Annotated in this window: 19 protein-coding genes; 8 read left to right on the plus strand and 11 right to left on the minus strand. The window is 67.8% G+C overall.

The genetic code is table 11. The features are described from left to right. Window positions 1-51: 51 nt before the first annotated feature. On the plus strand, window positions 52-1,269 hold the full coding sequence (locus NCCP691_RS16735) for an MgtC/SapB family protein (protein ID WP_220809703.1): 1,218 nt from the start codon (window positions 52-54) through the stop codon (window positions 1,267-1,269). Between the two features lie 15 nt (window positions 1,270-1,284). Here NCCP691_RS16735 and NCCP691_RS16740 read toward each other — a convergent pair whose 3' ends face one another. The 5 genes from NCCP691_RS16740 to NCCP691_RS16760 form a co-directional block, all read right to left on the minus strand. Further along, window positions 1,285-2,607 carry a sigma-54 interaction domain-containing protein gene (locus tag NCCP691_RS16740; RefSeq protein WP_220809704.1) on the minus strand — a complete coding sequence of 441 codons (1,323 nt, stop codon included), beginning with the start codon at window positions 2,605-2,607 and terminating at the stop codon, window positions 1,285-1,287. Between the two features lie 129 nt (window positions 2,608-2,736). Further along, window positions 2,737-3,687 carry a carbonic anhydrase gene (locus tag NCCP691_RS16745; RefSeq protein ID WP_220809705.1) on the minus strand — a complete coding sequence of 317 codons (951 nt, stop codon included), beginning with the start codon at window positions 3,685-3,687 and terminating at the stop codon, window positions 2,737-2,739. A 71-nt stretch (window positions 3,688-3,758) separates the two neighbouring features. Then, window positions 3,759-6,113, minus strand: a complete 2,355-nt coding sequence (locus NCCP691_RS16750; RefSeq protein WP_220809706.1) for a putative bifunctional diguanylate cyclase/phosphodiesterase — start codon at window positions 6,111-6,113, stop codon at window positions 3,759-3,761. Next, the gene (locus NCCP691_RS16755; RefSeq protein ID WP_220809707.1) at window positions 6,083-6,355 is read right to left on the minus strand and encodes a hypothetical protein; all 273 of its coding nucleotides are present in this window, start codon (window positions 6,353-6,355) and stop codon (window positions 6,083-6,085) included. Before NCCP691_RS16755 ends, NCCP691_RS16750 begins: the two co-directional genes overlap by 31 nt. Before the next feature lie 202 nt (window positions 6,356-6,557). Then, on the minus strand, window positions 6,558-6,749 hold the full coding sequence (locus tag NCCP691_RS16760) for a hypothetical protein (RefSeq protein ID WP_220809708.1): 192 nt from the start codon (window positions 6,747-6,749) through the stop codon (window positions 6,558-6,560). Between the two features lie 120 nt (window positions 6,750-6,869). Here NCCP691_RS16760 and NCCP691_RS16765 point away from each other — a divergent pair, with 120 nt between their 5' ends. Together NCCP691_RS16765 and NCCP691_RS16770 are read left to right on the plus strand one after the other, a co-directional pair. Next, on the plus strand, window positions 6,870-7,352 hold the full coding sequence (locus NCCP691_RS16765; protein ID WP_220809709.1) for a hypothetical protein: 483 nt from the start codon (window positions 6,870-6,872) through the stop codon (window positions 7,350-7,352). A gap of 184 nt (window positions 7,353-7,536) precedes the next feature. Then, window positions 7,537-10,713 (plus strand): PAS domain S-box protein, encoded by a 3,177-nt coding sequence (locus tag NCCP691_RS16770; protein ID WP_220809710.1) that lies wholly within the window; start codon window positions 7,537-7,539, stop codon window positions 10,711-10,713. Window positions 10,714-10,740: 27 nt separating this feature from the next. On the opposite strand, the gene NCCP691_RS16775 is transcribed toward NCCP691_RS16770, so the two are convergent. The 6 genes from NCCP691_RS16775 to NCCP691_RS16800 all read right to left on the minus strand — a co-directional run bounded on the left by NCCP691_RS16775 (window position 10,741) and on the right by NCCP691_RS16800 (window position 17,678). Next, window positions 10,741-11,118 (minus strand): hypothetical protein, encoded by a 378-nt coding sequence (locus NCCP691_RS16775; protein ID WP_220809711.1) that lies wholly within the window; start codon window positions 11,116-11,118, stop codon window positions 10,741-10,743. Between the two features lie 61 nt (window positions 11,119-11,179). Then, a complete protein-coding gene (locus NCCP691_RS16780) occupies window positions 11,180-14,284 on the minus strand; it encodes an efflux RND transporter permease subunit (protein WP_220809712.1) in 3,105 nt (1,034 codons plus the stop codon). An 8-nt stretch (window positions 14,285-14,292) separates the two neighbouring features. Next, complete coding sequence (locus NCCP691_RS16785) at window positions 14,293-15,411, minus strand: efflux RND transporter periplasmic adaptor subunit (protein WP_220809713.1); 1,119 nt, start codon at window positions 15,409-15,411, stop codon at window positions 14,293-14,295. A gap of 2 nt (window positions 15,412-15,413) precedes the next feature. Further along, window positions 15,414-15,959 carry a hypothetical protein gene (locus tag NCCP691_RS16790; protein WP_220809714.1) on the minus strand — a complete coding sequence of 182 codons (546 nt, stop codon included), beginning with the start codon at window positions 15,957-15,959 and terminating at the stop codon, window positions 15,414-15,416. Window positions 15,960-15,976: 17 nt separating this feature from the next. After that, complete coding sequence (locus NCCP691_RS16795; RefSeq protein ID WP_220809715.1) at window positions 15,977-17,194, minus strand: TolC family protein; 1,218 nt, start codon at window positions 17,192-17,194, stop codon at window positions 15,977-15,979. A gap of 118 nt (window positions 17,195-17,312) precedes the next feature. Beyond that, the gene (locus NCCP691_RS16800; RefSeq protein ID WP_220809716.1) at window positions 17,313-17,678 is read right to left on the minus strand and encodes a hypothetical protein; all 366 of its coding nucleotides are present in this window, start codon (window positions 17,676-17,678) and stop codon (window positions 17,313-17,315) included. Window positions 17,679-17,789: 111 nt separating this feature from the next. On the opposite strand from NCCP691_RS16800, the gene NCCP691_RS16805 reads away from it, so the two are divergent. From NCCP691_RS16805 to NCCP691_RS16825, 5 genes are all read left to right on the plus strand, one after another. After that, window positions 17,790-18,254 (plus strand): DUF2946 family protein, encoded by a 465-nt coding sequence (locus NCCP691_RS16805; protein WP_220809717.1) that lies wholly within the window; start codon window positions 17,790-17,792, stop codon window positions 18,252-18,254. A gap of 145 nt (window positions 18,255-18,399) precedes the next feature. Further along, a complete protein-coding gene (locus NCCP691_RS16810; protein ID WP_220809718.1) occupies window positions 18,400-18,912 on the plus strand; it encodes a cupredoxin domain-containing protein in 513 nt (170 codons plus the stop codon). A gap of 84 nt (window positions 18,913-18,996) precedes the next feature. Further along, window positions 18,997-19,623: a DUF305 domain-containing protein gene (locus NCCP691_RS16815; protein WP_220809719.1), complete on the plus strand. Its 627-nt coding sequence runs from the start codon at window positions 18,997-18,999 to the stop codon at window positions 19,621-19,623. A 74-nt stretch (window positions 19,624-19,697) separates the two neighbouring features. Then, window positions 19,698-19,904 carry a heavy-metal-associated domain-containing protein gene (locus NCCP691_RS16820; RefSeq protein WP_220809720.1) on the plus strand — a complete coding sequence of 69 codons (207 nt, stop codon included), beginning with the start codon at window positions 19,698-19,700 and terminating at the stop codon, window positions 19,902-19,904. Between the two features lie 45 nt (window positions 19,905-19,949). Then, window positions 19,950-22,388 (plus strand): heavy metal translocating P-type ATPase, encoded by a 2,439-nt coding sequence (locus NCCP691_RS16825; RefSeq protein ID WP_220809721.1) that lies wholly within the window; start codon window positions 19,950-19,952, stop codon window positions 22,386-22,388. Window positions 22,389-22,460: the final 72 nt, after the last annotated feature.

A 22,460-nucleotide genomic window follows, 5' to 3' on the forward strand; every position in this document is an offset into this window, starting at 1 on the left:
GCGGCCGTCGCCGCACCCGTGCGACGATTTTCAGGAACAAGAGCAGCCTGCATGGACTGGAACGATACATTGGGAGGGCTGGTGACGGCCCTGGGACTCGGACTGCTGATCGGCGTCGTGCGCGAGCGCCGCCATCCTGCCCGGCCGGGCGTGCGCAGCCACGCGCTGGCGGCGGTGCTCGGCTACGTATGCTGGCGCCTCGGTCCGGCGCCGTTCGTCGTGGCCCTGCTGACCACCGGCGTTTTCGCCCTGGTCAGCTATATCAGGGCCGACGCGGAAGACCGGGGCATCGCCGGCGAGCTTGCGCTCGTGCTGACGCTGGTGCTGGCGGCGCTGGCGCATCAGAGCCCCCCGCTGGCGGCGGCGCTCGGCGTGCTCACCGCGATCCTGCTGTATGCGAAACAGGGCCTGCGCTGGTTCAGCCGCGAACTGATCAGCGAACAGGAAATGCGCGACGCGCTCATGCTCGCGGCCGCCGCGCTGGTGGTCGCGCCGCTGCTGCCGGGCGAGGCTATCGATCCCTGGGGCGTTCTGAACCCGACCACGCTGTGGCGCATCGTCGTGCTCATGATGGCCGTCGGCATGCTGGGCCATGTCGCGCGCCGCGCGGTGGGCGCGCGCGCCGGACTGCCGGTCGCCGGCTTCTTCTCCGGTTTCGCCTCCTCCACGGCGACGGTGGCGAGCCTCGGGCGGTTGGCACGCGAAAAGCCGGCGTTGACCGGGCTGGCGGCGGCCGCCGCCCTGCTGGCCAATCTGGCATCGCTGCTGCTGCTGGCCGCGGTCATCGGCGCCGCCTCGCCGGCATTGCTGGATGCCCTGATCTGGCCGCTGGTCGCCGCCGGCACCGGGCTGGTGGCGGTGGCCCTGCTGCTGCTGCGGCGCGATCCGCAGCACCAGGATCTCGGCGACGCTTCGGCGGCGCGGGCCTTTCAGCTCGTCCACGCCCTGAGCCTCGCGGCCGCGATCGCGGCGGTATCACTGCTCTCGGCGTGGCTGGGCGAACTGTTCGGCCGGGCCGGCGTACTGGTGGCGGCCATCTGCGTGGCGCTGGTGGAGTTGCAGGCCGCCGCCGTCAGCGTGGCCCAGCTCGGTGTCGCCGGCGGTATCCCGGCGGAGACGGCGCAATGGGGCATCGTCGGCGTGCTCGCGGCCAGTGCCGCGGCCAAGGGCGTGCTGGCGTTCTTCGCGGGCGGACGCCGCTTCGGCGCGCTGGTTGCCGCCGGCCTGGCCGCCATGGGCGCCGGCGCCGCGCTGCTGATGATGGCCTGAAGACCGGACGCGCCCTCAGCCCATGTTCAGCTGTCTGAGCCTGCGGTACAGCGTGCGCTCGCTCATTCCCAGCGCCGCGGCCATCTGTTGCCGCGTCCCGGCAAAGCCGGCGGCGAAACGCGCGAGATCCTCGTCCGCAAGCCTGCCCGCGGCCGCGCCCGCTTCACCCTGCGCGCCCATCGTCGGCGCCGGATTGCGGCCGGCCGGCGGCAGCTGCGCCAGTCCGATACGGCCGTCGTCCGCGAACAGGCTGGCGCGCTCGAGCACGTTGCGCAGTTCGCGGATGTTGCCCGGCCAGTCGTGCGCCTGCAGGCGCGCCATGGCTTCCGGCGCCACCGTCAGACGGCGCCCGTTCCGCGCCAGCCGCTGCAGGAAGGACTCGACCAGCAGCGGAATGTCATCGCGCCGCTCGCGCAGTGCGGGCAGATGGATCGGGAAGGCGCTGACGCGGTAATAGAGGTCCTGGCGGAAGCTGCCCGCCGCCATCATCTTTTCCAGCGGCTTGTGGGTCGCCGCCACCAGCCGGAAATCCGCATGCAGGGTTTCCACGCTGCCCACCCGGCGGAAGGTGCCGTTCTCGATCAGGCGCAGCAGCTTGACCTGCATCGCCAGCGGCACGTCGCCGATCTCGTCGAGGAACAGGGTGCCGCCGCGCGCGGTTTCGACCAGGCCGGGCTTGCGGGTATTGGCGCCGGTGAAGGCACCCTTTTCGTAGCCGAACAGCTCGCTCTCGAACAGCGTCTCGGTCAGGCCGGAACAGTCGACCACCACGAACGGCCCCTTGGCGCGGTCGCTCGCCTCGTGCAGGGCGCGCGCGAACAGCTCCTTGCCGGTGCCCGATTCGCCGAGCAGCAGCACCGGCAACATCGACGGCGCCGCGCGCTGCAACGCCGAAAGCGCGTCCATGAAGGCGGGAGAGCGGCCGACCAGCCCGTCGTTGCTCGCATGCGCATGCGCGCTGCGTACGGTGGCGAGCCGTTCCACATAGGCCACCACGTCGCGCTGCCCGTCGAGAATGGGGCGAAGCTCGACATCCACGTGTTCCGGCCCGCGCGGCGTGTGATGGATATGCAGGATGCGGTCGGCGCCGCGCTTGTCGAATGCGGCCTTCATCGGGCAATGCTCGCCCGCCTGGTCGCAGGGCATGCTGTAGTGGTGCGAGACGTGGAAACACTTCTCGCCGACGATGCTGCGGCCGGCGATGCCGAACTGCCGCTGATAGGCGGTGTTCCGCGCCAGGATGTTGTAGTCGGTGTCGAGCACGATGGCGGGCTGCGCTTCCTGCTCGAGGTAGGAGATCAGGGCCTGAACCTGCGGGGCGGGGAGTTCGGTGGGCATGGCCGTCTTCCAAGAGTGAACTGACCGGATGGTCGCGTCATTATCGCGCCGTCACCGCACTCTGCCAATGGCAGTCGTACCGCTGGCAGCGGACTGCCAGAACGGTGCCGGCCTGCCCGGACGTGATGCCTACTGCGATTCCTTGATCAGGCGACCGGCCGGCGACTGCACCGGGCGGGCGTTCATCGGATACAGCCGCGAGAAGATGCCGATCTGCTGCGTCGACGCCTGCACCGGTTCCTTCAGCACGATCCACAGCACGCCCTCGGAGCAGGGCGGCGTGGTCAGCGAGCCCATGTAGGTGTAGTACTCGCGCCGTTGCGGCAGCAGTTGGCTGACATCGATCAGCGACGGCGGCGTGACCGGCTCGTTCTTTTCCAGCGGCAGATTGTTCCACACGGTCTGCATCAGCGGATGCGCGCTGCCGCTTTCGATCAGCACCGCGATCACCGCCAGCCTGCCCTCGGCATCCTTGTGCACCAGGTGGGCGACCATCTCGAAGCCCCGGCCGTTCACCTTCTCTTCGGCGGGACGATGGAAATGAAACTGCTGCAGCTCGTAGCTGCGGCCCGTCAGCGATATGCGGTTGCCCGGCCCGAGATTGACCTGCACCGTATGCCCGTTGTCGATGACGCTGAAGGCCACCGGCTTGTAGTCGAACGCCACGGGTTCCAGGTCGACCGGGATGCCGTCGCGGATGTCGATCGGCGACTGGCGGTTGCCGGCGCCGCACCTGGTCCACTCCGGCCGCAGCCTGCCCCAGTGCTCCGGGCCGGTCTCGCCTTCATAGCTCCAGCTCGCATGACGCGCGGCCTTGCCGGTGGGGACGCCGTCGTCCTCGGCCTGCTGGCGGCTGCGGCTGGAAGCGACGCGGGTGCCGGTCTCGCGCCGGATCGCTTCCCTGCGCGCGCGCAGCATCGCCTCGATCTCGCGCTCGGTCTGCTCGTAACGTGCCCGGGCCGCGGCTTCCTCGGCGGCGCGCGCGAGGTTCGTGGCGGACTTTCCGTCGGCCGCGGCCATGGCGGCGGTGGAACACAGCAGGGTGGCGAGCAGGAGATGTCGGAGTCGGGGATTCGGCATGGCGTCGGAATGGGATGAATGGCGCCAGCAATGCTACCGGCCTGCCCGCCCGAGGGCAACCTTCGCCGGCGTCAGTGTGGCAATCGTGCGGCAGCCTGCTCGTCCGCGCTGTCCAGCATCAGCGGAGCCAGCGGCCGCAGCTCCGGTAAATCTTCGAATTCTTCGATAGGCATCGGCTTGCCGAACAGGTATCCCTGGAAGTGGCTGCAGCCGCGCCGCAGCAGCAGCTCGCGCTGCTCTTCGGTCTCCACGCCCTCGGCGATGACCTGCATGCCCAGGTTGTATGCCATGGCGATGATGGTCTGCACCAGCACCAGGTCGTCCGGGTCGGCGGCGATGTCGGCCACGAAGCTCTTGTCGACCTTGAGCTGATCCAGCGGCAGTTTCTTGAGATTGGAAAGCGACGAATAGCCGGTGCCGAAGTCATCCATCGAAAAATGCACGCCAAGGGCGCGCAGGGCATGCATGCGCTGCGCGGTCTCGTCGATATCGTCGTGCAGCAGGGTCTCGGTCAGTTCAAGCTTGAGCCGGCCGGGATCGATGCCGCTGGCCGTGACCGTGGCGATCACCTGCTGCACAAAGCCGGGGTGGCGGAACTGGCGCGCGCTGACATTGACCGCCAGATCGAGGTGGCATTTGCGCAGGTCCGATTCCCACCGCTTGAGGCAGGCGCAGGCGGTTTCGAGCACCCAGGCGCCGATGGCGACGACCTGCCCGGATTCTTCGGCCAGCGGAATGAACTCATTCGGCGGCACCAGCCCGCGCGCCGGGTGCCGCCACCGGACGAGCGCCTCGGCCCCGACCACCATGCCGCTGCTGTCGACCTGGGGCTGGAGGTACACCTGGAACTGGCGCAGCGCCAGCGCCTGCGCCAGCCCGCGCTCGATTTCGGCGCGCGCTTCCACCGCCGCCTGCATGTCCGGGTCGAAGAAACGGAAGCTATTGCGGCCGGCCTTCTTTGCCTGGTACATCGCGATGTCGGCGCGCTTGAGCAAGCCTTCCGGCGTCATCAGGTGATCGGTGAACAGCGCCGCGCCGATGCTCGGCGTGCTGCGGTATTCATGCGTGCCGAGCAGGAAGGGATGGTTCAGCGCGCCGAGCATGCGCGCGGCGAAGGCCTCGGTCTGGTAAGCCGCGTCGCGCGCATCGCCGCCCAGTTCGTGCAGGACCACCACGAACTCGTCCCCGCCCAGCCGCGCCACCGTGTCGCCGTCGCGCACGCAGGCAGCGAGTCGCTGCGCGACCTGCAGCAGCAGCATGTCGCCGACGTCGTGGCCGAGCGTGTCGTTGAGGGTCTTGAAGTCGTCGAGGTCGATCAGCAGCAGCGCGCCATTCTGTCCGCTGCGCGCGCTCGCGGCGAGCGTGCGCTGCAGGCGGTCGATCAGCAGGCGCCGGTTCGGCAGCCGCGTGAGCGGATCGTAATAGGCGAGCATCTGTATTTCTTCCTCGGCCGCCTTGCGTTCGCTCAGATCGGTGAGTACCGCGACATAGTGGCTGATCGCGCCGTTGTCGCCCCTGACCGCCGTGATGGTCACCCACGCCGGATATGCCTCGCCGTGCCTGCGCCGGATCCACACCTCGCCCTGCCATATGCCGTTGCGGCGCAGGTCCTTCCACATCGTTTCGTAAAAGCCGGCGGCGTGGCGGTCGGATTTCAGGAAGTGCGGCGTTTGCCCGACCGCTTCCGCGGCAGCATGACCGGTAGCGTTCACAAACCCCTGATTGACGCGCAGGATGATGCCGGCGGCGTCGGTGATCAGCATGCTTCCATGGGTGTCGAAGGCGGTTGCCGCGATGCGCTGCTCGACGCCCTGCTGTTTTTCGGCGGTCGCGTCCCACACCGTGAAAACGATGCCGCCATCGGCTGTCGGGCGCCGCGAGACCCGCAGCGTCCGGCCGTCGGGCAGCGTCTGTTCATGCTCGGCTTCGGCGGCCCCGCACCGGTTCAGCGCCCACTCCACCCAGCTGTCGTGCTCGCGTTCCCCGGCAGCGGGCAGCACCTGGACGGCGGTCGCCTCCAGCACCCGTCGATAAGGCAGGCCCGGCGCGAGGACGGGTTCGAGCCAGGGGTATAGCGCGAACAGCCTTCCGTTCCATGTCACCACCTTGCCCTCGCCGTCGAGCAGCAGAAAGCCTGTCGTCATCGCGCCCAGTGCCTGGTCGAGCAGCAGGCGGGAGCGCTCGGTCTCCGAACGGGCCGCGCGCAGGCGCTGGAGGTAGGTCCTGGCCAGGATGGCGGTGATGACGAACAGCGCGGCGAACAGTGCGGCGCCGGCGATCACCCTGTCGCGCCTGGTATGCCACGCGGCGAGCGCGATGCGGTCGGGGATGGCGGTCACCACGAGAATGTCGCGGCCGGGGACGGGTCGCGCGGCGAGCAGCGCCGGGACGGCGCTCAGCCGGCTCGTGGCGTCGCCGGACGACACGGCGCTGGCGGCGGGTCCCGTCGGCAGGGCGATCGGCGGCAGGCGGCGGCCGACAGGAGACCGCGCGCGACCGCGGTTTCCGCGGTGGCCGCGGTGCGCGACAACTGCTCGCTCGCGGCGTCGAGGGCGTCGCGCCGACCGTTGACGATCAGCGTCGTCGACACCGCGAGCACGCCGCACAGGAACAGGGCGACGATCCCGCAGATCGCGACATCCTGTGCGCGGTTTTTCAGCGCGTGCATCAGCGCGGTCCCGTGCGGACGCCGATCGAGGAGCGCGAAGCGCGGCGCGGGCGTGAGAGAAGCCGTGCCCGGTCAGCCGTTGCGAGGCAGCCTGTGATCCACATACCGCACCTCCCTTTCAGTCATCGACTGCCGGCGTCATTCCGGGGTCTGCGGCGAGCCGCTCCCGATGTCGGGAAATCTTACCCTCGCGAACTGTTGCTTACAACACTTCTTTTCTTCGGGGTAATCCCGCTGTCATAAGCTGCGGGAATAGGTGGTATTCATAACCGAAAGAGGAAAGTTTTTGTGCGGTGCAGTACCATTCATTCGTCTCCTCCAACTCTCCTTGAATTGGATTCACCCGCAGCCGCAAGGTCTGCGGGTTTTTTTTGCCTTTTTTGCCTGCGTCCATGCCGTGTCCGGCGGCCTTCCCCTTCCGGCGGCCCGCATGAAACACTGCCTCTCCCCCAATGTCTACATCAGGCGGCGCGACCCGCCCGCAACCCTCTTGCGCAGACAGAAAGGACAGCCCATGGACACCGGCCCGGATTTCGAACTGCTGAAAGACGCCTACGCCATCATCGACGGCATCCCCGAGACAGCCATCGATCTGGCCAGCCTTTGTTCCGCGCGTGGCGCGAGCCTGGAGCACGGCACGGTCTGCTCGCCCGCCGGCTGGCTGGCCCGTCATCCCGATTTCAATGCGCTCGGGCTGGCGCCGTCCGACGACGACGGCACCCTCGTCTTCAAGGGCGAGGCCGAGGGCAAGACGGTCGCCGAAGTCATGGCCCAGGTATTCCGCCTGCCGCCGGCCGATGCCGGGCATCTGTTCGGCGATCGCAATACCTATACCCTCGGCGACGATTCCGGCCTGAGCGACAAGCGCCTCTGGCTGCGGGAAGTGCGCGATTACCTTCGCGCGCACGGGCAGCTCGAAGCCAGCATCGAAGACAGGCTCGACAGCCGCGCGCCCTTCGCCGAGCCGCCGCCGCCGCAACAGACGCGGGCGCTGTAGCCCCTTCCCGTCATCCTCCTCCCGTCCCGCGGCCGGACAGTCGCGGGATTGACAACGCGCAACTGGACCGCGCGCCTCGTTGCCGCTGCCGCAACCCGATCCGCGGCTGAATCCTGCCAAATAGCTGAAACAAAGGCAGCGCACCGCCTGTCTCACCTTATCAAAATGGAAATGATGCCCGCAGATGACGTCCCGCGCCAAGGAAAAAGCCCTTGCCAACCTGTTGCCTGAGCAGCGAGCGCTGCTCGCACTGGCCCGCACCGGAGACTTCGCGCACATCATCTTCGATCCGCGCGGCGTCATCACCGACTGGAATCCGGCGGCCGAGGCCGTCCTCGGCTGGCGCCGGGAGGAGGCCGTCGGGCGCAGCGTCGACATGCTTTTCACGCCCGAGGACGCCGCCGCCGGAGCGCCCGACGCGGAGCGGCGCGAGGCGCAACGCCATGGCGTGACCGCTGACGAGAGATGGCACGTCCGCAAGGACGGCAGCCAGTTCTGGGCGCTGGGCCAGACCACGGCGCTGCACCTGGACGGCGAACTGGCGGGTTTTGCCAAGATACTGCGCGACAGGACGCAGGAGCGCCTGATCAAGGAACACCTCGATGTGGCGCAGCAGGCCGGCGAGGTCGGGACCTACGAATACACGCCCGCCACCGGTACAGTGGTCGCATCGGACCAGTTCTGCCAGCTGTGGGGCATTGAAAGGCGCGAGCGTTTCCAGGCGGCCGAGCTGGCCGTCGTCCTGCATCCCGACGACCGCGAGCGCTTCTTCGCGGTCGACGAGTCGGGCGTGGTTCGCCGCGACTGGTATCTCGAATGCCGTCTCGCGCAGGCGGGCGCCGGCCGCCAGCGATGGCTGGCACGCAAGGGGCGCTTCGTGCGCGAGCTGCGGGACGACCACGAGCGATTCGTCGGCGTCTGCTACGAAATCAGCGCGTTCAAGCAGATCGAAAACGAGCTGCGGGAGGCCAACAGCCGCCTGCAGGCGAGGGAATCCCGTTTCCGCCAGCTCGCCGAATTCGCGCCGGGCATTACCTGGCTGGGCGACGCCAGCGGCAACCTCACTTATCTGAACGGACAGTGGACCCGTTATTCCGGCCAGGCGATCCAGGATGCGCTGCAGGATGGCTGGGCGCGCGCCCTGCATCCCGCCGACAAGCCGCGTGTCCTGGCCGCCTGGAACGAAGCGCTGCGCAGCGGCCAGTTCTACGAGACCGAGGCGCGCCTGCGCAGCCGCAAGGGCACCTACCGCTGGTTCCTGATACGGGCCGAGGCGCTGAGGGACGACGCCGGCCAGGTGGCGGAATGGTTCGGCCACAGCGTCGACATCCACGACAGGAAGATCGCCGAAGCCGCCCTGCAGCTGTCCCAGCGGCGCCAGTCGCAGCTGCTGAGCTTCGACGACATGCTGAGGAGCCTGGCCGACGTCGACGAGATCCGGCGCACCAGCGCGGCGCTGATGCTGGATTACCTGCGGGCGCCGCTCGCGGTTCTCGCGCAGCCGGTGGCGGGCCGCGCGGAGGCGGACGCCGTCGTCGCCACGCCCGGCTCGGTCGCGACGGCGCGCGTGACGCCGGACGCGCTCGTGCCGGCCGGCCTGGAGCCGCTCGTCAGCGGCCGGACCAGCGTGGTCGACTACGCGGGACGAAGCGGCGCCGACAGCTTCTCGCGCCACCCGGCGCGCATCGCCGTGCCCGGCCGCGGCGGCGCGCTGTTCGTCGTGGCCGATGCCGCCGACAGGCTCTGGGAACCCGAGGACATCGCGCTCGCCGAAGAGCTGGCCAAGCGCGCCTGGCATGCGCTGGAAAAAGCGGCCGCGTCGCAGGAACTGGAACGCCGGGTGGCGGCGATCGCCGCCGAACGCGACCAGATCTGGCAGACCGCGCCCGACCTGCTCGTCGTGCTGACGGTCACCGGCCGGCTGATGGATGCCAATCCCTCCATCGTCGCCGTGCTTGGCTGGACGCGGGAAGAGTTCGTGTCGAAGCATCTCGGGGACATCGTGCATCCCGACGATCTGCAGCGGACCTTCGACGAGATCGGGCGTCACGCCGGGGGCGGCTACCAGACGCTGCGCTTCGAGATCCGCTGCCGCCACAAGTCGGGCGAGTACCGCTGGCTGACCTGGACCGCTTCGTCCGCCGGCAAGCGCGTCTTCGCCATGGCGCGCGACATCACCGACATCAAGGCCCAGGCGCAGGCGCTGCAGATGACCGAGGAAGCGCTGCGCCAGTCGCAGAAGATGGAAGCGGTGGGGCAGCTGACCGGCGGCATCGCGCACGATTTCAACAACCACCTGCAGGCCATCGTCGGCTCGCTCGAACTCATTTCCCACCTCGCGCGGGCCGGACGCATCTCGGAACTGTCGCGCTATGTGGAGACTGCCGCCACCGCCGCCAGGAAGGCCGGAACCCTCACCCATCGCCTGCTGGCGTTCTCGCGGCGGCAGCCGCTCGATCCGCGCCCCACCGACGTCAACCGCCTGATCCGCGCGATGGAGGATCTGCTGCGGCGGGCGCTGAACGCGTCGATCGAGCTGACGATACGCGAAAGCGAAGAGTCGTGGCTGACGTCGACCGACAGCAATCAGCTCGAGAACGCGCTGCTCAATCTCGTCATCAACGCCCGCGACGCGATGCCGGAGGGCGGGCAGTTGCTGGTGCGGGTGGAGAACGCCGTGTTCGACGCCGGCCATCCCGCACCCGGCCCCTACCTGCCTTGGGGCGAATACGTGGGCATCGAGGTCAGGGACACGGGCATCGGCATAGACAGGGAGGTGCTGAACCGCGTGTTCGAACCCTTCTTCACGACCAAGCCGGCCGGCCGCGGCACCGGCCTGGGACTGTCCATGGTCTACGGTTTCGTCAAGCAGTCGGGCGGCGCCGTCGACATACGCAGCGAGCCGATGCAGGGTACCCGCGTGCGCATCTATCTGCCGCGCCATACCGGGCCGGCGGAGGATGAGTCCGCCGGTACGCACGACGCCGGGCTGGCCGCCGGCGCCGGGCGCCAGACCGTGGTGGTGGTCGAGGACGACGACCAGGTGCGCACCCTGGTCAGCGACACGCTCAGGGAACTCGACTACCGCGTGCTGCTCGCGTCAACGGCCAGGGAAGGGCTGGCGCTGCTCGACGAGCAGACCGATCTCCTGCTGACCGACGTCGGCCTGCCCGACATGAGCGGCATCGAGCTGGTGAAGGCCGCCGAGCAGACTCTGCCGCGGCTGCGCGTGCTCTACATGACCGCGTATGCCGAGCACATGGCGAACCGCGGCGAGTTTCTGAAGCCGGGACAGGAGCTGATCCGCAAGCCGTTCAGCCTGCACGAGCTGTGCGAACGCATACGCCGGATGCTGCAATAGCGCCCGGCGCGGCATGCGCGAGCCTGCTTACTTGAGCGCGAAGCGGACGTTCACCGGCTTCCTGTCGGCCAGCGTCACCGAAGCGATCGCTTTGGCGCCCGCGCCCAGCCTTGCATCCCCCTTCGCAACGAGCGCATTCCCGCCGGCCGGTTCCAGCGGGACTTCCGCCCTGGCGCCGCCGTGGAGGACGGTCAGCTTGCCGGAGGCGCCGGCGGTCGGGACCGGCTTGCCGTGGTCCTCCACGTAAAGCAGGGTCTTGCCGTCCCGGTTCACCAGTTCGAGGCTGATGCCGCTGCTCGACTCCTGCACGATGCCGCCATGCCTGGCCGCTTCCCCATGCGCGAGCGCCTGGCCGGACGCCGCGATCGTTGCTGCCATGGCCGCCAGGGCCAGAACTTTTTTCATTGCTTGCTCCATGTGGATTCTGCAGCGGCTCTTCTGCGGGCGCCGCCGCAATGGCCCGCTTTCAGTACGCTTCCCGTGTCTTGCCGGCGACGATGCGCTCGAGCGGCCCGCGCCCGACCAGCCAGAAGATCAGCGGGGTCAGCAGCGTGTCGAGCAGGGTCGAGCTGACCAGTCCGCCGAAGATCACCACGGCCACCGGGTGCAGGATTTCCTTGCCCGGCGCGTCGGCGGCCAGCAGCAGCGGCACCAGCGCAAACGCCGCGACGAGCGCGGTCATCAGCACCGGCGTGAGCCGCTCCAGCGAGCCGCGCACGATCATCTGCGTGCCGAAGCTTTCACCCTCGAACTTGCACAGGTTGATGTAGTGGCTGACCTTGAGGATGCCGTTGCGGGTCGCGATGCCGGTCAGCGTGATGAAGCCGACCATCGACGCCACCGACAGGGAAACGCCCGCCACCCACATCGCCACCACGCTGCCGATCAAGGCGAACGGGATATTGCCCATGATGACGAGTGCAAGCGCCGCGGATCTGTAGCGCGAGTACAGCACCAGGAAAATCATCGCCAGCGAGACGAGCGACAGGCCGACGATGAGCCGCGTCGCCTGCTCCTGCGCCTGGAACTGGCCCTCGATGCTGACGAAATAGCTGCCCGGCAGTCGGGTGGCGGCGACCGCCTCGCGGATGTCGCCGATGATGCGGGACATGTCGGAGCCGTCCGTGTTCGCGTACACGACGATGCGGCGGCGGCCGTTTTCCCGGCCGATCTGATTCGGACCGTCGCCTTCCTCGACCGTGGCGATGGCCGACAGCGGCACGCGGCCGCCGGGGCTGTCGAGCATGACGCGCGCGAGATCCTGCGGCGACCGGCTCTGGTCCGGCAGGCGCACCACGAGGTCGAAGCGGCGCGGGCCGTCCACCAGCTGCGTCATGCGGTCGCCCTCGGACAGCGTCTCCAGCGACTTGAGCACCTGGCCCGGCGACAGGCCGTACTGGGCCGCCTTGCGATAATCGATCCGCACCTTGATCTGCGGGATCAGCACCTGGCGTTCCACCGCCAGGTCCACCAGTCCGTCCACGCTCGAAAGCCGCCCGCGCAGGCCCTCGGCCAGGCCGCGCAGGGTGTCGAGGTCGTCGCCGTAGATCTTCAGCGCGATCTGCGCGCGCACGCCCGACAGCAGGTGATCGAGTCGGTGCGATATCGGCTGACCGATGGACACCGAGGCCGGGATCACCGCCATCTTCGCCCGCAGGTCGGCCATCACCTGTTCACGGTCGCGCGGCGAGCGCTTCAGGTCCACGTCGATCTCGGACGAATGCACGCCCTCGGCATGCTCGTCGAGTTCTGCGCGGCCGGTGCGGCGGCCGACCTTCGCCACCTCCGGCACTTCCCCGATGAGGGTTTCGGCCAGCGCGCCCATGCGGTTGGCCTCGGCGAGCGACGTCCCCGGCGTAAAGCTCATGCCGATCACGAGCGAGCCCTCGTTGAACGGCGGCAGGAACGCGCGAGGGAAGAACGGCACCGAGGCGGCGGCCGCGACCACCAGCAGGGCGGCGGCAGCGAGGATGGGCCGCGCGCGGGGAAAGGACCATGCCAGCGCCCGCGCATCCCATGACTTGAGCCGGCGGACGAGCGGACTGTCCCCGTGGCCGAGCTGCTTCATGCGCGGCAGCAGGAAGTACGACAGGACCGGCGTCACCGTCATCGAGACCAGCATCGACGCCAGGATGGACACGATGTAGGCGACTCCGAGCGGTGCGAAAAGCCGTCCCTCGATGCCCGGCAGCGCGAACAGCGGCACGAAGACCAGCACCACGATGGCCGTCGCGTAGACGATGCCGGAGCGGACTTCGACGGACGCATGCCAGATCGTGTCGAGCACCAATGAAGGATGCGCCTCGCGCTGGCGCTGCTTCAGCCGCCGCAGGATGTTCTCCACGTCCACCACCGCGTCGTCCACCAGCTCGCCGATGGCGATCGCCAGGCCGCCGAGGGTCATCACATTGATGGACTGGCCGAGCAGGTGGAACACCAGCGCGGTGACGGCGAGCGACAGCGGAATCGCAATCAGCGAGATGGCGGTGGTGCGGACGTTCAGCAGGAAGGCAAACAGCACGATGGCGACCATGATCGCGCCGTCGCGCAGGGCTTCGACCACGTTGCCGATCGATGCCTCGATGAAGTCGGCCTGGCGGAAGAGGACTTCCGGCGTCGACAGGCCAGCCGGCAGGCCCTGCCTGAGTTCTGCGAGCGCTGCCTCGATTTCCCTGGTCAGCCTGACGGTGTCCGCCGCCGGCTGCTTCTGAACACTGACGATGACCGCGGGCTTGCCGTTCATGCCGGCGTCGCCGCGCTTGAAGGCCGGCGCGTAGCGGACCGACGCGACCTGCTCGAGCAACACGGGCGTGCCGTTGCGGAAGGCGACCGCGATTCCCTTCACATCCTCGACACGCGTCGTACGGCCGAGGTTGCGGATGAGGTATTCGCGCGCATTCAGGTCGATGAAGCCGCCGCTGGTATTGGTGGCGAAGCCCTGCAGCGCGCCGGCGATCTGGTCGAGCGACACCCCGAACTGGGCCATGCGCTGCGTGTCCGGCTCGACGCGCAGCTGGCGCATCTCGCCGCCGATGGGAATGACCTGGGAGACGCCGGGAATCGACAGCAGTCGCGGACGGAGCACGAAGTCCGCGTATTCGCGCGCCGCCATCGGGCTTGCCTTCGACACGTCGATGGGCAAGGCGATGAGCATGATTTCGCCCATGATGGACGAGACCGGCCCCATGACCGGCGTGATATCGCCAGGCAGCTGTTCCTTGACCAGCGTCAGCCGCTCGGCGACGAGCTGGCGGTTGCGGTAGATGTCGGTGCCCCAGTCGAACTCGGCGTAGACGATGGAAAGTCCGACGCCGGACACCGAGCGCACGCGCGTCACGCCCGGCATGCCGTTGAGCGAGGTCTCCAGCGGGAACGACACCAGCTGCTCGACTTCCTCGGGCGCCATGCCGCCCGCCTCGGTCATCACCGTCACGACCGGCTTGTTCAGGTCGGGGAAAACGTCCACCGGCGTGCGGGCGGCCATCAGCGCGCCGTACACCACCAGGATGAAAGCGGCCGCCAGCACGAACAGCCGGTTCGACAGACTCGAACGAACAATCCAGTTGAACATAGATGTCCTTATCGGATCTGGTTGATCAGCGCCGCGCCGGAGACCACGACGCGGTTGTCCGCGCCGAGCCCCTTGACCACCACCACGCGCGTCGCGTCCAGGGGGCGAGTTTCGACAGGCTGGGCGACGAAGCGCTCCGCGCCGGATTTGATCCAGACGATGGGTTCGTTGGACGGATTGCGGACCACGGCTTCGGCCGGCACGGCGATGCCTTTGACGACCTCCCTGAGCCTGGCCACCACGGTGACCGGCTGGCCCACCGCGAGTGCCGCATCCCTGGTGCTCGCGCGGAAGTTCAGGGGCAGGGCGCCATCGCGGAGACTGCGGCCGCCGCCCAGGAAACTCAGCTCGACGCCGGGGATGTTCGCCAGCGTGGCCGATTCGACGCGGGCGGCGAGAGAAGGGTCCGCCGTCGCCGCTTCGACCATCAGGCGGCCCGGGTCGATGATGTCGAAGAGCACGTCGCGGGCCTCGACGATCTGGCCGCTCAATGCATCGGCGGTGGCGATCACGCCGGAGGCGGGCGCGGTGACGGCTTCGCTGCCGCTGACGGTGCCGGCCACCGCTTTTTCACGGCCGATGAAGCTCGCCAGCTCGGCGCGCGCGGCCTCGATTTCTTTCTGCGGAACGGTTCCTTCCAGCGACTCGAGGCGCTTGACGCGCTGCTCCGCGAGACGGCGTCCGGTCTGTATCTCGACCAGCTGCGCCTGCTGGTTGCCCCGTTCGATGGCGGCGGCGACGGGGCGCACATACAGCAGCACCTGCCCCTTCTCGACGCGCTGGCCCGCTACCGGCAGTCCCTTCGGCCCCGGCTCGATACGGCCGGCGAACGGCGCCTGCACCCGGCCGCCCGCGTTCGGGTCGATACCCACGCGGCCGTTCAGCTCCACGGTCAGCGGATGGTCGCCTGCCCTCGCGACAAGGGTACGGATGGCCATGCGCCGCTGCGCGAGCTTGGGGACGTTGACGCTGCCATCCGGCAGGCGTGCGAGGCCGGTGGCGCCGGCGGCCGCCGGCGCATCGAGATGCTCGCCGTTGGGGCCATGGGCGCCCGGACCCGCGACGGCCGTGTGGGAAAACAGTCCGGCCGCGACCAGGCCGAGGATGGAAAGTGAGAGCCTGTTCATGATCAGTTTCCGGTGGAAGGCTTGCGGCGTGCGAGCGCGATGGCGATCGCCGTCAGGATGAGAGTGAGTACGATGCCGGCGATGGCGGCGGTCCTGAGCGAGACAGGCGGCGCGTTCGTGCCCGCGGCGCTGCCCGCATCATCGCCGACAGCCATCGTGGCTTCGATGAGGTCCATCTCATCGCCGGCGGAAATCGTGAACACCAGCGAATGCGTGCCGGGGCTGGCCAGCGTCCTGATGAATGCTTCGTCGCTCACCGCGTAGTCTCCGTGGTCGGCGTGGTACGTCGCGATCGCTTTCCGGCCGTTCAGCTCGACCTCGACGTTTCCATCCAGGACAGGCTCATTGGTCTCGAAGCGGTCGATCAGCAGTGACAGCTCGCCGTCCCGCAAATGGCCGACGATTTCGAAGCTCTCGGTCGCGGCCTCGATGCGCGGATGTCCGGCCGCAGCGGTTCGGGCGCCCGGTGCCTCATCGTGGCTGTGGTCTTCGCCGCCGTGCGCGAACGCGAGAACCGGGAACAACAGGGAGAGCAGGATGAGTTTCATCGCGAATGTCATCGGTTTCATGGCGTGATTCCTAATGCTTGATTGAGCCGGGCACGGGAGAGGCCCACGGCAATGCGGTGCTGGCGTTCGGCGACTTCGGCTTCGTGCAGCAGGCTCCGGGCGCGCAGCATCTCGTTCAGGCCGCGTTCGCCGAGACGGAACGCCTTCTCGATCAGTTGCGCGTGTTCGCGCGCCAGCTCCGCCCTGGCGGCGGCCGCATCGAGCGCCTGCTCCGACGCGGCGACCTGTTCGCGTGCGAGTTCGATTTCGGCCTGCAGGGCAGCCGCCGACTGCATCGCTTCCGCCGATGCCGTGGTCAGCTGGGTTCTCGCCGCGGTCTCCAGCGGACGGTTCCGCGCCGCGGTGCCGATCGGAATTTCGATGCCGAGCGTGACGCTCGACGCGGATTCACTGCCGGACGCATCCCGTTCGCGCCGGTAGCCGACGCCGACCGTGGGCGGTTCGCTCCGGGTCTTGCTCACCACGTCGAGCGCCGCCTGCGCATTCCGGATGGCTGCGGTGGAGGCAAGCAGGCGCGGATGCGGCTCGACCGGCATGGCGGCCAGCGGCTCCGGGGCGGGCTCGGGGATGTCTTTCAGGCCGGTCAGGATCGTGAACTGGAGCAGCGCATCGCGCACCTTCAGCTGTGCGTCGACGACGGCCGACTTCGCGGCCAGGGCTTCCTGCCGGGCGAGCATGCCGTCGGTCCGGGCCAGGTCGCCGGCCTTCACCCGGCGCATCACGTCGTCCGCGGTCGCGTCAAGGTACGTCTGTCTGTTGCGGGCTTCCGCCAGGATTTCCCTCGCGGCGGCGACCGCCCACAGGCGCTCCCGCACTTCTCCCGCGAGGGCGAGCCTTGCCTGCGCAATCCGGGCCTCGAGCTCCGCGGCGCTCGCTTCGGCTTGCGCGCGCCGCGCCGATACCTGGCCCGGCATCCAGACCGGCGCGGCGACGGCCAGTTCTCGTTCCCGCGAACCCGCCTTGTCCGTCCAGCGGTCGCTGCGCTCGGAGAGGCCGACCGACGGCGAGCCGGCGAGCCAGGAACGGGCCGCTTCCTGGCCGGCCAGGATTTCATCGCGCTTTGCCTCGAGGGTGCGGGCCTGCGGCGACCGTTGCCATGCCGCGTCGACCGCGGCCTTCAGGCTCTCAGGGAAGGTCTCCGAGAGCGCAAGCGGTGAGCCCAGGGCAAGCACGGCCGCGACAAGAACAGGATGAATCAAAAAGTGAGCACGCATGCCATCTCCATTCGGTAACAGACGAAGCTGGCCGAAGGCAGATGCACAGGGCGCGAGTACGCGCGGACGCTAATGCGTGATGAAAAGCTGGGACAGGTGCGGGTATGCCCTCGGCGGATCAACCGAGGGATGCGGGCGGACGCTGCAGGCGCTGCGGGAAGGGGTCGGGAATGTAGTGCTGAGGCTGGATCTCCGTCGTCCGCGTAGCCCGGGCTGCGATCAGGGGCGTGACGCTGGGCGGGATGGCGGCACAGCCGTGGGCTGCCGCGTGGTCGCTCAGATGCTCGGCCGATGCCTCGGAGTCGTCATAGTGGACCGCCCCGGATCCGTGATGGTCATCATGATGATGGGCGGCGCCGATGAGGTGGTCGATTTCATGCGCGATGCTGTAAGCCGCTTTTCCGGACCAGTACCAGCCGCCCTGCATGGCAAAGGCATGCATCGGCAACAGCACCAGCAGGAACAGGCAAAGCAGCTTGCGCACGGTGAAATCGGGGAAAGAAGTTGAGCGCCGATTATAGCACCGGGGTTTTATCGTTCAGGGCAGGAGTGACGCCATCCCGCATGCCGCTTTGTCAATCCACGGGCGGCGCGGATGGGCTCGGCCCGCGGGTTCCGCCTGTCGTTCACGAAGTACTTGACCTTATCCATGTGGGAAGGTTTATGCTTTGACTGTGAGTCGAATTTCGCCCTTGCGATGACACTGAACCGCGTTCTCAGGACTGTGCTGCTGTACCTGCTGATGGCTTTGCTGCCCCTCGGCGGCATGGCTAACGTCCGCGCGGCCTGCGGCAAGCCGCAGGCGGCATCGGCGGAGGCGACCGCGCACATCCCTTGCGACAAGCCGGGCGCCGCGCACACCGGCCATGACACTTCAAAGCCTGACAAGTCGTCGCACTCCCATGCCTCGGCGAACTGCGGCATGTGCTTCGTCAGCACCCCTGCGCCCGCAACGGCGTCGCTTCATGTAGCCGTCGCGGAGTCCCGATCGGCTTTTCCGCCCGCGTCCAGCGCCTTCGCTGAATTCATTCCTCCCGGTCCCGACAGGCCTCCGCGGTAACGCATTTCCTTTCGTGTTTCACGGCCAGGGTCTCCTGTTGCCGGATGCCGCGCTCGCTGGTCCGCTGCCAGCGCGAGCGCGACGACCCGCGTCCTTGCCGCCGTCGGCGTTGACGCAATACTGATAATGAATCGAAGGAAATGTGATGGAAATGAAATATCCGAACCGCCTCCTGTCCGCCGTGCTGGCAACGCTTTTCATGTCCGGTGCCTGGGCCCATAGCGAACATGAGCATCCGCGCGGGTCGCCGGTGACGGAGATGTCCAGCCCGTCCGTGGACGCTGCCGCGGGCAAACCCGGCGACGCGAAAAAGGTCGCCCGCACCGTCACCGTCGACATGTTCGACAGCATGCGCTTCGGCCCGTCCGACATCGCCGTCAGACAGGGTGATACCGTCCGCTTCGTCGTGGTGAACAAGGGCGTGCTGCCGCATGAGCTTGTTCTCGGCACCCGGGCGCAGCTCAAGGCCCATGCAGAAGCGATGCGGGAAAACCCGCACGGCGCGCATGAGGACCCGGGAGCGGTGCGTGTCGAACCCGGTCAGAAGAAGGAATTCGTCTGGGAATTCACGAAGGCAGGCGTGGTGGACTTCGGCTGCCTGCTGCCCGGTCACTTCGAGGCAGGCATGGTCGGCAAAGTGAAGGTTGCGAAAGCCTGACGGCAATACCCGGGCGATCCGATGGACGTTTCCGGAAACAGAAGATTCCGGCTTATCCCACATTCTCAACAACCAGGAGGACTTATGCGTGTATCCCATCTCACTTCGATCGCACTCGTGTCTCTGGCGCTTGCCGGTCCGGTCTTTGCCCAGGGCGGCCACGCCGGCATGCACGGCGATGCCCATGGCGGCAAGGGGCCGATGAGCCATGACACGATGAAAAGCTCGCCCAATGCGGCCAGGGCTGCCTTCGACCATCAGTTCATCGACACGATGATCGTGCATCACCAGAGCGCCATCGACATGGCGCAACTCGTGGATAAACGCGCCGGGCATGACGAACTCAAGCAGATGGCCAGGAAGATGATGGACGACCAGCAGAGGGAAATCAGCCAGCTTCAGGACTGGAAACAACAGTGGTACGCGGGCAAGGGCGATGCGGTCAACATGGCGATGCCGGGCATGGCCGAATCGATGAAGGGTATGCCGATGGAGAAGATGGCGTCCGCCTCCGGGGCCGATTTCGAGGCGCTTTTCATCGACGCCATGGTCAGGCACCACCGTGGCGCGGTCCGGATGGCCGAACTGGCGCAGAAGAAGGCCGGGCATCCGGAGCTGAAGAAGATGTCGCAGGACATCATCCGGGAGCAGAAGAAGGAAATCGCCGACATGCTGAAGTGGAAGAAGGAGTGGAAGCTGACGAAGAAGTGAGTCGCCGTAAACCCTTGACCTTCCCTCGTTGGGAAGGTCTACGCTGCGAGTACAGTCAAGGAAAGGAGTACCCGATGTTTGAGCTTCAAGTCGAAAAGATGACCTGCGGCGGTTGCGCAAGCCGCGTCAGGCGGGCTGTTCTCTCTCTCGATGATGCGGCGAACGTCGACATCGATCTCGCCGCCAGGCGGGTCCGGATCGATGCCGACGTGGGGCTCGAGGAGCTGAAGGCGGCGATTTCAGGGGCCGGTTACCCGGTCACGGCGGTGCGCGCGCTCTGAGACGGCTCGCGTATCCAATGGCAGCTTTTCCCCAAGGAGGGGATCATGGAACACCGAACACACGACCATCGCGACCATCGCGACCATCGCGACGATGGCGACCATCGCGACCATAGGCATGAGCATGCCGCGCACGCGCACGGCGAGCCTGGACATCATCATGGTCATGCTCATGGTGACCATGACGGCGCGCACGTCGTCGACAAGCCCTTCACCGACCCGGTCTGCGGCATGAAGGTGTCGGCCGATCGGGACAGGACGGTCGTGTATCAGGGCGAGTCCCATCACTTCTGCAGCACCAGGTGCATGGACAGGTTCAAGGCGGATCCAGAAGCCTACCTGCAGCCGCAGCCGTCGGCACCCGTCGCGATGCCGGCGCCGGAAGGAACGGTCTATACCTGCCCGATGCACCCGGAAATCCGCCAGCCGCAGCCGGGCAACTGCCCGAAGTGCGGCATGGCCCTCGAGCCCCTGATGCCCTCGCTCGAGGAGGAAGAGAATCCGGAACTGGCCGACTTCCGCCGGCGCTTCCGGTGGACCCTGCCGCTGACGGTCGTCGTCACCATCCTGGCGATGTTCGGACACCGGATCTTCCCGAACGGCCTGCCGGGCCAGAGCTGGCTGGAACTCGTCCTTGCCACACCCGTCGTGCTGTACGCCGGCTGGCCATTCTTCGTGCGCTGGGCGCAATCCCTCGCCAACCGGAGCCCTAACATGTGGACGCTGATCGGTACCGGCACCGGCGCGGCGTACGGCTACAGCATCCTGGCGACCGTCGCGCCCGGGCTGTTCCCGGCCACGTTTCAGATGCATGGCCGGGTCGGGGTCTACTATGAAGCCGCGGCGGTCATCATCTCGCTGACGCTGCTGGGCCAGATTCTCGAGCTGCGCGCACGCTCCCGGACCTCGGCGGCCATCAGGTCGCTCCTGGGACTGGCGCCCAGGACCGCAAGGCGCATCAACGCCGACTGCGTCGAGGAAGACGTGCCGCTTCATCACGTCCATATCGGGGACGTCCTCCGTGTCCGCCCGGGAGAAAAAGTCCCGGTCGACGGCGAGGTGCTGGAGGGGGAGAGCGCGCTGGACGAATCCATGCTGACCGGCGAACCGGTGCCGGCGACGAAGCGCCCGGGCGACAAGCTCATCGGCGCGACGATCAACACGAGCGGCAGCCTCGTGATGCGGGCCGAGAAGGTCGGCTCGCAGACCATGCTTTCCCAGATCGTGCAGATGGTCGCCAATGCGCAGCGCTCCCGCGCGCCGATGCAGCGCCTGGCGGACGTGGTCGCCGGCTATTTCGTGCTCGTGGTGGTGGTCATCGCCGCCCTGACCTTGCTCGGCTGGGGCGTCTTCGGACCCGAGCCGAGCTGGGTCTATGGTTTCGTGAATGCGGTCGCCGTGCTCATCATCGCCTGTCCGTGTGCCCTGGGACTGGCCACGCCGATGTCCATCATGGCCGCCACCGGCCGCGCCGCGACGCAGGGGATACTTTTCCGCGATGCGGCGGCGATCGAGGCCATGCGCAAGATCGACACTCTCATCGTCGACAAGACCGGCACCCTTACCGAGGGCAAACCCGCATTCGACCGCGTTGTCGCCGCGCCCGGCTTCGACGGCGTCGACGTACTGCGGATGGCGGCCAGCATCGACCAGGGCAGTGAACATCCGCTGGCTCACGCCATCATGGATGAAGCGAGAAGGCGCGGCATCTCGCTGGACAAGCCGCAGACCTTCGAATCTTCCAGCGGCATCGGCGTGCGCGGCACGATCAGCGGACGCCGCATCGCCCTCGGCAATACTGCGCTGATGGAGCAGGAGAAGATCGACTGGAAGGTGCTGGCGCGCGAGGCGGAGAACCTGCGCGCGGAGGGTGCGAGCGTGATGTATCTGGCGGCGGACGGTCAGCTCGTCGGGCTGCTGGCGGTATCGGACCCTGTGAAGATCACGACGCCCGAGGCGCTTCAGACCCTGAGGGAGGCCGGCCTGAATGTCGTCATGGCCACCGGCGACGGGGTGACGACGGCCAGGTCGGTGGCGAAGCGACTCGGCATCGCGCAGGTGTATGGCGAGGTCAAGCCGCAGGACAAGTTGCAGCTCGTCGAACGCCTGCAGAAACAGGGCAAAGTCGTGGCGATGGCCGGAGACGGCATCAATGACAGTCCCGCGCTCGCACGGGCCGACGTGGGCCTGGCCATGGGCACCGGGACGGACGTGGCCATCAACAGCGCTCACGTCACGCTGGTCAAGGGCGACCTGCGCGCGATCGCGCGAGCACGGCTGTTGTCGGTGGAGACGGTGCGCAACATGCGCCAGAACCTCGGCTTCGCCTTCATCTACAACGCGCTGGGCATACCGCTGGCGGCCGGCCTGCTGTACCCGTTCACGGGGCAGCTCCTGTCGCCGATGATCGCGGCGCTGGCGATGAGCCTCAGCTCTGTATCGGTGATCGCGAACGCGCTGCGCCTGCGGGGCGCCGGGCGCTAGCCGCCGCAAGCCGGCCGGATGCGGCGGGCGGGCCAGTGCGCCGCCGGCACCCGCAGCGCCGCCGGCACCCGC

Source organism: Noviherbaspirillum aridicola, assembly GCF_019656455.1.
GTDB classification, from domain to species: domain Bacteria; phylum Pseudomonadota; class Gammaproteobacteria; order Burkholderiales; family Burkholderiaceae_D; genus Noviherbaspirillum; species Noviherbaspirillum aridicola.